At 60.2% G+C, this 12,676-nt stretch carries 14 protein-coding genes; 1 reads left to right on the top strand and 13 read right to left on the bottom strand.

The window, feature by feature from the left end:
- From rplD to AC1D1P_RS04855, 13 genes are all read right to left on the bottom strand, one after another.
- A partial coding sequence (rplD, locus tag AC1D1P_RS04915) for a 50S ribosomal protein L4 (RefSeq protein ID WP_477672258.1) occupies positions 1-175 on the bottom strand: 175 nt, incomplete at its 3' end.
- Positions 175-858, bottom strand: a complete 684-nt coding sequence (gene rplC, locus AC1D1P_RS04910; protein ID WP_011481229.1) for a 50S ribosomal protein L3 — start codon at positions 856-858, stop codon at positions 175-177. The genes rplC and rplD, both read right to left, overlap by 1 nt.
- A gap of 217 nt (positions 859-1,075) precedes the next feature.
- A complete protein-coding gene (gene rpsJ, locus AC1D1P_RS04905) occupies positions 1,076-1,390 on the bottom strand; it encodes a 30S ribosomal protein S10 (RefSeq protein WP_007838118.1) in 315 nt (104 codons plus the stop codon).
- A 25-nt stretch (positions 1,391-1,415) separates the two neighbouring features.
- Complete coding sequence (gene tuf / locus AC1D1P_RS04900) at positions 1,416-2,606, bottom strand: elongation factor Tu (protein ID WP_436155802.1); 1,191 nt, start codon at positions 2,604-2,606, stop codon at positions 1,416-1,418.
- Positions 2,607-2,753: 147 nt separating this feature from the next.
- Positions 2,754-4,856 carry an elongation factor G gene (fusA, locus tag AC1D1P_RS04895; protein WP_477672257.1) on the bottom strand — a complete coding sequence of 701 codons (2,103 nt, stop codon included), beginning with the start codon at positions 4,854-4,856 and terminating at the stop codon, positions 2,754-2,756.
- A 223-nt stretch (positions 4,857-5,079) separates the two neighbouring features.
- Entirely contained in the window at positions 5,080-5,553 is a 474-nt protein-coding gene (rpsG, locus tag AC1D1P_RS04890; RefSeq protein WP_011481226.1) for a 30S ribosomal protein S7, read from the bottom strand.
- Positions 5,554-5,780: 227 nt separating this feature from the next.
- A complete protein-coding gene (rpsL, locus tag AC1D1P_RS04885; protein ID WP_477672256.1) occupies positions 5,781-6,158 on the bottom strand; it encodes a 30S ribosomal protein S12 in 378 nt (125 codons plus the stop codon).
- Between the two features lie 394 nt (positions 6,159-6,552).
- Positions 6,553-7,770 (bottom strand): D-alanyl-D-alanine carboxypeptidase family protein, encoded by a 1,218-nt coding sequence (locus tag AC1D1P_RS04880; protein ID WP_477672255.1) that lies wholly within the window; start codon positions 7,768-7,770, stop codon positions 6,553-6,555.
- A 67-nt stretch (positions 7,771-7,837) separates the two neighbouring features.
- The gene (locus AC1D1P_RS04875) at positions 7,838-8,479 is read right to left on the bottom strand and encodes an alpha/beta hydrolase (protein WP_477672254.1); all 642 of its coding nucleotides are present in this window, start codon (positions 8,477-8,479) and stop codon (positions 7,838-7,840) included.
- Between the two features lie 112 nt (positions 8,480-8,591).
- Positions 8,592-8,930: a (2Fe-2S) ferredoxin domain-containing protein gene (locus AC1D1P_RS04870; RefSeq protein ID WP_477672253.1), complete on the bottom strand. Its 339-nt coding sequence runs from the start codon at positions 8,928-8,930 to the stop codon at positions 8,592-8,594.
- 52 nt (positions 8,931-8,982) lie between these two features.
- Positions 8,983-9,255, bottom strand: a complete 273-nt coding sequence (locus AC1D1P_RS04865; RefSeq protein ID WP_477670226.1) for a DUF2798 domain-containing protein — start codon at positions 9,253-9,255, stop codon at positions 8,983-8,985.
- Between the two features lie 162 nt (positions 9,256-9,417).
- Positions 9,418-10,524: a VanZ family protein gene (locus AC1D1P_RS04860; protein ID WP_477672252.1), complete on the bottom strand. Its 1,107-nt coding sequence runs from the start codon at positions 10,522-10,524 to the stop codon at positions 9,418-9,420.
- Between the two features lie 146 nt (positions 10,525-10,670).
- Entirely contained in the window at positions 10,671-11,099 is a 429-nt protein-coding gene (locus AC1D1P_RS04855; protein WP_477672251.1) for a CopD family protein, read from the bottom strand.
- A 455-nt stretch (positions 11,100-11,554) separates the two neighbouring features.
- On the opposite strand from AC1D1P_RS04855, the gene hemB reads away from it, so the two are divergent.
- The gene (hemB, locus tag AC1D1P_RS04850; protein ID WP_477672250.1) at positions 11,555-12,571 is read left to right on the top strand and encodes a porphobilinogen synthase; all 1,017 of its coding nucleotides are present in this window, start codon (positions 11,555-11,557) and stop codon (positions 12,569-12,571) included.
- Positions 12,572-12,676: the final 105 nt, after the last annotated feature.

Raw genomic sequence — 12,676 nt, 5'->3', positions numbered from 1 at the left:
AGTGACGGACCTGCTCACGGTCCTTCTGGGCCCGGGTACCCTGGCGGGCGTTGGCCTGGAAGGCCACGACCACCTGGTGAATCAGGCTTTCGTTGTATTCGCGACCAAATACGGTATCAGGCACGTCCACTTTGGACGAGGCCAGACCTTGGTCATTCAGGAGTTCGACCTGCATCAGTTCGCTCCTTTAGCAGCGGTGGTGGGCTTGGCCTTGATCGCGGCGCGAACCGTGACAAAACCGCCTTTGGAACCAGGCACAGCGCCGCGAATCATCAGCAGCTGACGGGCTTCGTCGATGCGCACGATGTTCAGGTTTTGCGTGGTCACGGTGACATCACCCAGGTGGCCCGTCATGCGTTTACCAGGAAACACGCGACCGGGATCCTGCGCCATACCGATAGAGCCGGGAACGTTGTGCGAACGGCTGTTACCGTGCGACGCGCGCTGCGAGCTCATGTTGTGGCGCTTGATGGTACCGGCGTAGCCTTTACCAATGGAAGTGCCCTGCACGTCCACCAGCTGGCCAACAGCAAACACGTCGGCTGCGGGCACAACAGTACCGGCAGCGTATTTGCCTGCGACATCAGCCGTCACGCGGAATTCTTTCAGGATTTCACCAGCTTCAACGCCTGCTTTCGCAAGGTGGCCGGCGGCCGGCTTGGTCACGCGCGATGCTTTGCGTGCGCCAAATGCCACTTGGAGGGCATCGTAGCCGTCATTTGCTTCGGTTTTAACCTGGGTCACGCGGTTGTTCGATACGTCCACCACGGTGACAGGAACTGTGTCCCCATCATCCGTAAACAGACGCATCATGCCAACTTTGCGGCCCAGCAACCCGAGGGAGTTGCTCAGACTCATGATGTGTTCTTTCGTAACTTTCACCGCTGCGACTTCAATTGGCCACAGACGTTTTGATGTGAAAGACAGTTAATAAAACCGTCCAATCCACAAAGGCACGAAGCCAATATGTCAAAGGACAGCCCAAGAGTATAGCCCAGGCTGCCAAAAATGGCAAACCCGGGCTAAAACCTGTCGCTTTGGGACTCGGCTTGTGGCCGAAACCCCGATTTCTTGCTTATTGCAGCTTGATTTCGACGTCCACGCCGGCAGGCAGGTCGAGCTTCATCAGGGCGTCCACGGTTTTATCCGTAGGGTCCACGATGTCCATCAGACGCTGGTGCGTGCGGATTTCCAGCTGGTCGCGGCTCGTCTTGTTGACGTGGGGCGAACGCAGGATGTCGAAACGCTTCATGCGCGTTGGCAGGGGCACGGGGCCCTTGACAATCGCACCGGTGCGCTTGGCAGTGTCAACAATTTCAGCTGCCGACTGGTCGATCAGCTTGTAATCAAACGCCTTCAGGCGAATGCGGATTTTTTGCTTGGTGGCCATGGTAATTCCTTATGGTTTGCGGAAATTACGCAATGATTTTGGCAACGACGCCGGCGCCGACGGTCTTGCCGCCTTCGCGGATGGCAAAGCGCAGGCCTTCTTCCATGGCGATCGGGTTGATCAGCTTGACGGTGATCGACACGTTATCGCCTGGCATGACCATTTCCTTGCCTTCTGGCAACTCGATCGCACCGGTCACGTCCGTCGTGCGGAAGTAGAACTGGGGGCGGTAGTTGTTGAAGAATGGCGTGTGGCGGCCGCCTTCGTCCTTGGAGAGAACGTAGATCTCGCCGGTGAAGTGCGTGTGCGGCTTGATGGAGCCGGGCTTGCACAGCACCTGGCCGCGCTGCACGTCTTCGCGCTTGGTGCCGCGCAAGAGGATACCGACGTTGTCGCCGGCCTGTCCTTGATCCAGCAGCTTGCGGAACATTTCAACGCCGGTGCAGGTGGTCTTTTGCGTGTCGGCAATACCGACGATTTCGATTTCTTCGCCGACCTTGATCACACCGCGCTCGACACGGCCGGTCACGACGGTGCCGCGGCCGGAGATGGAGAACACGTCTTCCACGGGCATCAGGAAGGCGCCGTCAACAGCGCGCTCTGGCAGGGGAATGTAGGTGTCCAGCGCTTCGGCCAGCTTCATGATGGCTTCTTCGCCCAGGGGACCCTTGTCGCCTTCCATGGCGAGCTTGGCGCTGCCGTGGATGATGGGGGTCTTGTCGCCGGGGAAGTCGTACTTGTCCAGCAACTCGCGCACTTCCATTTCGACGAGCTCGAGCAGCTCGGCGTCGTCAACCATGTCGCACTTGTTCAGGAACACGATGATGTAAGGCACGCCCACCTGGCGGGCCAGCAGGATGTGCTCGCGGGTCTGGGGCATGGGGCCGTCAGCGGCGGAGCACACCAAAATGGCGCCGTCCATCTGGGCAGCGCCGGTGATCATGTTCTTCACATAGTCGGCGTGGCCGGGGCAGTCGACGTGGGCGTAGTGGCGGTTGGCCGTTTCGTACTCGACGTGGGCGGTGTTGATGGTGATGCCGCGTGCCTTTTCTTCGGGTGCCGCGTCAATTTGGTCGTAGCCCTTGGCTTCGCCGCCGAACTTGGATGCCAGAACGGTCGTGATCGCCGCCGTCAGCGTCGTCTTGCCATGGTCCACGTGGCCAATCGTGCCGACGTTGACGTGCGGCTTGGTCCGCTCAAATTTGCCTTTTGCCATTTTTCTCTCCAGATAAAGAACATGCCCGTGTACGGTTTAACGTCTGCACTGTGTTGCTGATTCACTTCGCACGGGTACAAAGTGGCACACAATCGCAGACAAGGAAAAAAGCTGCCAATCCCACCCGGGATCGGCAACGAACGTTACTTACTTGGCGCGCGAAGCCATGATGGCTTCCGACACATTGCGCGGAGCTTCAGAGTAGTGCTTGAACTCCATGGAGTACGTAGCACGGCCCTGCGACATCGAACGCAGCGTGGTCGAATAGCCGAACATTTCAGACAGCGGCACTTCCGCCTTGATGGCTTTGCCGCCACCGACCATGTCTTCCATGCCCTGCACCATGCCGCGGCGTGAGGACAGATCGCCCATCACGTTGCCGGCGTAGTCTTCAGGCGTCTCAACTTCCACGGCCATCATGGGCTCCAGAATCACGGGGCTTGCCTTGCGGCAGCCTTCCTTAAAGCCGAAGATGGCGGCCATCTTGAAGGCCAGCTCGTTCGAGTCCACATCGTGGTACGAACCGAAGTGCAGCGTGACCTTGACGTCAACCACCGGATAGCCAGCCAACACGCCAGAAGTTACGGCCTCGTTGATGCCCTTTTCCACCGCAGGGATGTATTCGCGAGGAACCACACCGCCCTTGATGGCGTCGACGAACTCGATGCCCTTGCCGGCTTCGTTCGRCTCGATCTTGAGCACAACGTGACCGTACTGGCCTTTACCGCCGGACTGGCGCACGAACTTGCCTTCAGCGTCTTCCACCGTTTTACGGATGGTTTCGCGGTAAGCCACCTGCGGCTTGCCGACGTTGGCTTCCACGCCGAATTCGCGCTTCATGCGGTCGACAATAATTTCCAGATGCAGCTCGCCCATACCGGCGATCAGGGTCTGACCGGACTCTTCGTCGGTCTTGACGCGGAAAGAGGGATCTTCCTGCGCCAGGCGCTGCAGGGCGATGCCCATTTTTTCCTGGTCAGCCTTGGTCTTGGGTTCCACGGCCTGGGTAATCACAGGCTCGGGGAACACCATGCGCTCAAGCATGACGATGGCATCCGGATCGCACAGGGTTTCGCCCGTGGTCACGTCTTTCAGACCCACGCAGGCGGCGATGTCGCCGGCGCGGATTTCGCTGACTTCTTCACGGTTGTTTGCGTGCATCTGCACGATACGGCCGATACGCTCTTTCTTGCCTTTGATCGGGTTGTAAACGCTGTCGCCCTTTTTCAGGACGCCGGAGTAAACACGCACGAAGGTGAGCTGGCCCACAAACGGGTCAGTCATCAGCTTGAATGCCAATGCAGAGAATTTCTCTTCGTCGTCAGCCTTGCGGGTGACGGGAGCCTCGTCTTCGTCCATGCCCTTGACAGGCGGGATGTCGATCGGCGACGGCATGAATTCAATCACGGCGTCCAGCATGCGCTGCACGCCCTTGTTCTTGAAGGCAGAACCGCAATACATCGGCTGGATTTCGCTGGCGATGGTGCGCGTGCGGATGCCCAGCTTGATTTCAGCTTCGGTCAGATCACCTTCTTCAAGGTATTTGTTCATCAGCTCTTCAGACGACTCGGCGGCAGCCTCAACCATCTTCTCGCGCCATTCCTTGGCCAGCTCGACGAGCTCGGCGGGGATATCGCTGTAGGTGAACTTCATGCCTTGCGAGGCTTCATCCCAGATGATGGCCTTCATTTTCAACAGGTCAACCACGCCGGTGAAGCTTTCTTCAGCGCCGATGGGGATCACCATAGGCACAGGGCTGGCCTTCAGGCGCAGCTTCATCTGCTCGACGACCTTGAAGAAGTTCGCGCCGGTGCGGTCCATCTTGTTGACGAACGCAAGGCGGGGAACTTTGTACTTGTTGGCCTGGCGCCAGACGGTTTCCGACTGGGGCTGAACGCCACCCACGGCGCAATACACCATGCAGGCGCCGTCAAGCACGCGCATGGAACGCTCGACTTCAATCGTGAAGTCCACGTGGCCCGGGGTGTCGATGATGTTGATGCGGTGCTCAGGCAGGGACGTGTCCATGCCCTTCCAGAAGCAGGTGGTGGCGGCGGAAGTAATCGTGATGCCGCGCTCCTGCTCTTGCTCCATCCAGTCCATGGTGGCAGCGCCGTCGTGAACTTCACCAATCTTGTGGTTCACGCCGGTGTAAAAAAGGATCCGCTCGGTGGTGGTGGTCTTGCCGGCATCGATGTGCGCGGAAATGCCGATGTTGCGGTATTGTGAAATAGGGGTAGCGCGGGACATAAATTACTTTCAGTTCGGGGTTACGAACAAAGACTCGTTGAAGGACTGCCCGCAGTCCGGGCATCCTTCATTTCTTCTACGCGTCTGCTGGCCGGGGAAGGGTGTTGTGCACCACACCCGGCTGGCAGAAATTGGGGTTGAACGGCCGGCAATCAAGGCACCCAGCACCTTGAAACCAACCAGCAACCCGTCAATTCAGCGCAGCAATTACTGCAATCGAAAATTAGAAGCGGAAGTGGCTGAACGCCTTGTTGGCTTCTGCCATCCGGTGAACTTCATCACGCTTTTTCATGGCGCCGCCGCGGCCTTCGGTCGCTTCCATCAGCTCATTGGCCAGACGCAAAGACATGGACTTCTCGCCACGCTTCTTGGCGGCTTCCTTGAGCCAGCGCATGGCCAGAGCCATACGGCGGACAGGACGCACTTCAACCGGCACCTGGTAGTTGGCGCCGCCGACGCGGCGGGATTTCACTTCAACCATGGGCTTGATGTTGCCGATGGCCATGTGGAAAGCCTCGAGCGGGTCTTTGCCGGGGTTCTTTTTCTCGATAAAGTCGAGCGCGCCATAAATGATGCGCTCTGCGACGGCCTTCTTGCCGCCTTGCATGATCACGTTCATGAACTTGGCGAGATCAACATCGCCAAATTTTGGATCAGGAAGAATTTCACGTTTAGGGACTTCGCGACGACGTGGCATTTTTTCACCTCTTTGCTTCAGTTGGCATTGCTTTTGGCAACACCGCGAGAGTTATCAAAACCCTCACTTACTCGACCGGTGCAACTATTTGCACTTGGGTCACTTCGTTTCAAACACCTGCCAGGGCGAATGAAACACCTTGTTTTGAAGGAACTATCACAGGCTTTCCGTGACAACTTCTTCTGGCGCGAGCTCTCAGTGAAGAGAAAAACCCGAACCGGTTTGGCTTATTTGGCCTTTGGCTTTTTCGCACCGTACTTGGAGCGCGACTGCTTGCGGTCTTTCACGCCTTGCAAGTCGAGCGAACCACGGACGATGTGGTAACGCACACCGGGCAAGTCCTTGACACGACCGCCGCGAACCAGCACCACGCTGTGTTCCTGCAGGTTGTGGCCTTCGCCGCCGATGTAGGAAATAATTTCAAAACCGTTGGTCAGGCGCACTTTGGCAACCTTACGCAGAGCGGAATTGGGCTTTTTAGGCGTCGTGGTGTACACACGGGTGCATACACCGCGGCGCTGCGGAGAATTCTCCATCGCAGGGCTCTTGGACTTGATCTTTTCGACCTCGCGCCCCTGACGGACTAACTGATTAATGGTTRGCATTGAAAACGTCCCTAAACGTCTGAAAACTAATTTACCGTGTTGATACGGCCACAAATATTTCCCGCCACGAAAGCGGAAAAGCCTTCTAGTATAAACCGGATAGGGGAATCCCTCAAGCAGAACGCGCGGCCTGAACACACGAAATGGCCGGCAAAGAGAAGTTCGGCGCCCAAAGATTCGATGTTAGCGCCCACTCCAAGTGAGTTTTCCCGCCGGATGCCCTGGAGGAAGAGTCAGCCAATCTCCGACAGGGTATTGGCGGCCTGCAATTTGCCTGAAAAGCCGAGGGAAAGCGCCGGTATCAACGCCCTGTATAACCAGCGACACCTGAGGTAAAGGTGTCGGGAAGGGCTGGATGTGAACGTATCCGCCCAGACCCACCATGCCCTTCGTCTTATTTAATCCACAGCCGGATGGCGTCCCAAGCACGGCCCAGGATGCCGGCCTCACCCACCGCCTCCAGTGCCACCAGCGGCACTTCGGCCACCGGGGCGGGGTTGTCGCCCAAGGTGACCTTCAGCGTGCCAACAGCCTGGCCCTTGGCAAACGGCGCCACCAACGGGTCGGGCCGCGCCACCTGGGTTTTGACTTTGGCAGCACCGCCGGCAGCGATGGCCACCACGATGGCCTGCGAACGGCCCAGCTTCACGGTCGAGGAGGTGCCTTTCCAGACCGATGGAGTGACCACGGCCTGGCCGGCGTCGAACAGCTTCACGGCTTCATAGGCCGTGTAGCCCCAATTCAGCAGTTTTTGTGATTCATTGGCGCGTGCGCTGTCGCTGACCGTGCCCAGCACGATGGCCAGCAACCGGCGCCCGCCCGGCGCACCGGCAGCACCCAGGTTGGGAAAGTCGCGCTTTGCCGTGGCGATCATGCAATAGCCGGCGGCGTCGGTATGGCCGGTTTTCAGGCCGTCCACCGTCGGGTCGCGGAACAGCAGGGTATTGCGGTTGGTGTCGTTGGCCGCAGGYGTGCCGGGATAGCGGTATTTCTTGATCGCCGAATAGCCGATGTAATCGGGGAAATCCTGCATYARCCGGGTAGACAGGATGCTCAGGTCACGCGCGGTGGTCGTGTGGCCGGGTTCGGTCAGGCCTTCCGGGTTTTTATAGGACGTGGACTTCATGCCCAGCGCCTTGGCCTGCTCGTTCATGAGGCGGACAAAGTTTTCGGCCGAGCCGCCCACGCCTTCAGCGAGCGCCATGGTGGCGTCATTGCCCGATTGAACCACCATGCCCTTGATCAGGTCTTCCACGGGCACCTGCATCTTCGGGTCGATGAACATGCGCGAACCCGGCATCTTCCAGGCCCGCTGGCTGACGGGGAAGGTCTGCTTCAGATCGATTTTTTTGGATTTGAGTGCATCGAATACCAGGTATTCGGTCATCAGCTTGGTCAGCGATGCAGGCTCCACCGGCGAATCGATGTCCTTGGCCGCCAGGATCTGGTTGGCGGTGATATCCAGCAGCAAATAGGAGCGTGCGGCGATTTCGGGCGCTTGCGGCACCTGGGCATGCGCCACGGGCAGCACCGCAGAGAAAGCCAGGAACACGGTGGCGGCAAAAGCGCGCAGGCCGGGGGCGGCGCGGAGGGCCTTGAGTGAAGCTTGCATCAGTAGTGGTTCAGTGAAATTCGGTGAAGGGTAAGGGTCAGAGTCAGGGAGCGCTTGGTAGACAGCATCAGGCGGAGGGCGAAGACAGGTGGCGAACCACAAGATTTTTCAGCAGGGGCAATTGTCCATGAAAGAAATGGCTACCCCCAGGCACAACGGTAACAGGCAGTGCCTGCGGCCGGGCCCAGTCCAGCACGGCAGACAACAGCACCGTGTCGTCCTGCTCCCCGTGCACGACCAGGGTTTTCAGATGCGCGGCTTCCTCGATGGGCGCAGCTGGCGCGCGGCTCACGCTGGTGCCGACCAGCACCAGTTTTTCAATATCGCGGGCGGCGCTGAGGCGTTCAAAGGCGTGGGTGGTGACAAAGGCGCCGAACGAAAACCCGGCCAGTGCCAGCACCTGGCCCCTGCTGGCCGGCGCCGCATGTTCCACCACGGCCAGCAGGTCTTCGAGCTCGCCCCGGCCTTCGTCATGGCTGCCGGCGCTGCCGCCCACACCGCGGAAATTGAACCGGACGGCGGTCCATCCGCATTGCACAAACGCCCGGGCCAGCGTCTGCACCACCTTGTTGTCCATGGTGCCCGCAAACAGCGGGTGCGGATGCGCAATGACCGCCACGCCGCGCGAGTCGCCGGCGGGAAGGTCTACGGCGATTTCAAGCGCGCCGGCGGGGCCCTGGATGATCGATTTGCGGGTCTGCGAATTCACTGTGACGGATCCATTCAAACAGGTTGCTATCAAATAAGGAGCTACTCGCGCATATCCCTATTGGTCCGGAAGGGAAAAGATGCAAATTTACGTACGCTGCGCCGCCCCCGGCCTACCGCCCGACGTGCGCAGGCACCAGCAGGCGCTCAACGACTTTGCCGTTTTTYAGGTGCGACTCGACAATTTCATCAATGTCGCTGGCGTCGACATAGGTGTACCAGACCGCTTCGGGGTAGACCACGGCCACAGGGCCGGCTGCGCAGCGGTCCAGGCAGCCAGCCTTGTTGACCCTGACCTTGYCTGGCCCGGCCAGCCCCGCCGCTTTCACCTGCGATTTGCAGCGATCAAAGCCTTCCTGTGCGCGGTGGTCGGCACAGCAGTCTTCGCCGTTGGCGCGCTGGTTCAGGCAAAAGAAGACATGGCGTTCGTAATAGGAATTTTGTTCAGGCATGGTGTGACTTTAGTGGATGTGTACCGGAGAAGGTTCCCGCATTGGCCCGGGATCAAGGCGTCTCAACGACCAGCGCCGTGGCTTTTTTCACCAGCGGAAGCGCCAGCAGCAGCGCCGGGAATGCAACGACCCAGGAAAGCGCCCATGCGCCCAGCCAGATGCGCAGGACCCCGGGCGCGATACCGACGCCCTTGAGCGTGCTGATGATCGACACGATGCAGGTCATCAACACCGAAAGCAGCAAGGGTGTGACCCATCGCGCGCTGCGAGCGGGGAGTTTTGTCAAACCGAAAAGGGTGCGCGATGAAGGTTTCGAAGAGTTCATACAGGGTTCCATAAGCCGTCCAGTCAAGGCGCCTTCCCGGCAGCCGGTGGGGATGCAGGGTACACAACCCCGGCATGGCCGGCGGTAGTAGGCGCGTTGATTGACGTAAACGCTTACGGCAACTCTTGAGGGAGATCGCAGGCCGATATTAGCAGAGGCGAATCACCGGCGCGCATCAGCGCGTGGCTCGCGGCCTGAAAGCCGCACCAGGACATACAGCAAGGCCGCATACGGCCACAGCCAGCCCAGCCACTGCACCAGGCCGTGAAAACGGATAAAGCGGCCCTGCTCCCAGGTTTGCAGGGTTTGTGCAAAGTATGGGTCGGCGGGCGCCTGGTTGAGCAGCCCCAAATGGACGGTCAGCGCCAGCAAGGCCAGCGCCGCCGCCGCCCGGCGCGGCACAGGTAGCAGCAGCGCCGCCAGCACAACGGCAAACCCGATGCCCACCTGCACCGGCAGGTCCAGCCAGGCCCAGGCGTGGTCCGGCCCGTAGCTGAGCGCGGCCGACAGCGCCGATGCGGCAATGCCGACCGCAATGATGGCCGCCGAAAACGCCGCGCGCTGCCACAGCGTGCGGATCACACAATAGCCGAGCAGGCAGGGAATCAGCGCGCCCAGCGCCACGCACAGCAATTCGGCGATGGGCACCAGCGGCTRCAGCTCCATGTCGCGCACCGGCATCCATTCGAGGAAAGGCGTGTCGGCCAGCACCTCGGCAAGCGCCGACTCCAGGCGCTCGAACACCTGTCCCAGCCCCAGCGGCACGGAAGCAGGAAACAGCAACGCGGGCGGCCAGAGCATCAGCAACACCAGCGCACCCCGCGCATCCTGCGCGAACCAGCGTGCCCGAAAGCGGCTCCAGCGGTCGACAATGCCGGCTTTTTCCAGCGTCCACGCACAGCACGCGCCCAGCCATGCGCCGGTGGTATTGAGCGCCAGGTCGACATTGGAGGGAATGCGCGAAGGCAGGTAGCTTTGCAGCGTTTCCATGGCCAGCGACAACAGCGCGCTGACCAGCACCGCGACCGTCACCGCCCAGGAAACACGCCGGCTGCGCAGTGCCGACAGCGCCAGCAGGAAACCCAGCGGCGCATAGCCCAACAGGTTGGCGCCCACGTCGAAGCCGGTCCAGTACTGCGGCAGGGGCGCTGTCAGGAACCTAAAGGGTGAAATACCCTGGTCACGCCAATCGGCAAAGGGGTAAAGGCTTGCGTAGATGACCAGGCAAATGGTTGCCAGGGACAGCGGCCAGGCGGTTGTTCTGTGCACACCCCCGCCGTTCTCACTGCGCTTCGCTTCGTGTAGTTCCTCCCCCCCTTGCAGGGGGCGACGCGAGGCGCCCGGCGAAGCCGGTTCGACCGCGTCTGCTGGTTGGGGAGGGGCCTTCTTTTTCACTGCTGCGCCCGGTTGTGACCTTAGAAGGGCTTGACCACGACGAGGATGACTGCTGCCAATAACAGCAGCACCGGCACTTCGTTAAACCAGCGAAACCATTTGTGACTGCAAGCGTTGTGGTTGGCGACGAACCTGGCCAGCAGGCGGCCGCAGGCGTGGTGGTAGCCGATCACCAGCACCACAACGGCGAGCTTGGCATGCATCCAGCCGTTGCCGGGCCCGCGGCCTATRCCGTAACCCAGGTACAGCCACAGGCCAAAGCCCAACGCAGGCACGGCCAGGATGGTGGTGAAACGCATGAGCTTGCGTGCCATCAATATGAGCCGCTCGCGCTCAGCCACGCTTTCCGGCGGCACCATGGCCAGGTTCACAAAAATGCGCGGCAGGTAAAACAGCCCGGCAAACCAGCTGGCGATGAAAACGATGTGGAGTGATTTGACCCAGAGCATAAGGAAGTGTAGCCCCCACGCTCCCCCACTTCGTGTGGGTCGCTGCCCCCCGAGGGGGCCGCCCGCCTGCGGCCCGGCAAAGCCGGTTCCGCGGCTTATGCTGGTTTAAAACCCGCACCCATCCCCTGAGACGATGGCGGCGCCGTGGCCACGGGCCAAAAAAATGCCCGGATGGCACTGGGCCAACCGGGCTGGTAAGCCTTTTTGCTGTCACACGCAAAGGCCCCGCTCAGGGAGGAAAAGCGGGATGCAGTTGCCAAATTGGTAACCACACGTAGCAATTCTAACCACGCCAGTCGCGCATTGGCAATGATTTTATAAGTTAACTAAGTAATTCCATGTAAAGCTGCCCACCCTCTGAAATGGTGGCCACCAAGCCTCCTCTATATAGATAGCGCAGATAACGCCCGGCCAAATACTTTCAGGCCTTGATCAACCTTTGGCACAATTTGCGCATGACACAGCACGCCTCCAACTTCGCGCCCTTTCCAGCCGGGCGACCACGGCGCCTGCGCCGTGATGCCTTCACCCGCAACCTGGTACGTGAACACGCACTTACCCCGCACGACCTCATTTATCCCGTCTTTGTGGTGGACGGTCAGCAGCAGCGCCAGCCAGTAGCGTCGATGCCTGGCGTCGAAAGGCTGAGCCTTGACCTGCTGCTGCCGGTGGCGGAGGAATGCGTGAAGCTGGGCATTCCCGTGATGGCGCTTTTTCCGGTGGTGGACGCCTCGCTCAAAACCTACGACGGCGTTGAGGCCACCAATCCCGATGGCCTGATCCCGCGGGTGGTGCGGGCACTGAAACAGCACTTTCCCGACCTGGGCGTGATGACCGACGTGGCGCTGGACCCCTTCACCACGCATGGGCAGGACGGCCTGCCGGATGAAAACGGTTACATCCTCAATGAAGAGACGGTGGCCATGCTGGTGCGCCAGGCGCTTTGCCAGGCCGAAGCCGGCGTGGACATGGTCGCGCCCAGCGACATGATGGACGGCCGCATTGGCGCCATCCGGCAGGCGCTGGAGGCCAAAAAGCTGATCCACACCCGCATCATGGCCTACAGCGCCAAGTACGCGAGCGCGTTCTATGGCCCGTTCCGCGACGCGGTCGGCTCGGCCAACAACCTGGGCAAGGCCGACAAAAAGGCTTACCAGATGGACCCGGGCAACAGCGATGAAGCGCTGCGCGAGGTGGCCATGGACATCGCCGAAGGCGCCGACATGGTGATGGTCAAACCCGGCATGCCCTACCTGGACGTGGTACGGCGCGTGAAAGACGAATTCGGCGTGCCCACCTTCGCCTACCAGGTCAGCGGCGAATACGCGATGATCAAGGCGGCCGCGCAAAACGGCTGGCTGGACCACGACGCCGTGATGATGGAAAGCCTGCTGGCGTTCAAGCGCGCCGGCGCCGACGGTGTGCTGACGTATTTCGCCATCGACGCTGCCCGCAAGCTGCGGCAAGGCTGAACCGGGCGGCAGGTGCCGCGCACAATTGCTATTAAAATCATAGCTGCTTGCACCCATCCTGCTTGGTCGGAATGCCGATTTAATACCCAAAAACAAGGATAAAAG

The sequence above is a fragment of the Polaromonas sp. P1_E1_2 genome, from assembly GCF_056406035.1.
The sequence above is the reverse complement of the archived record's forward strand: the minus strand, read 5'-3'. Positions and strand labels throughout refer to the sequence as shown.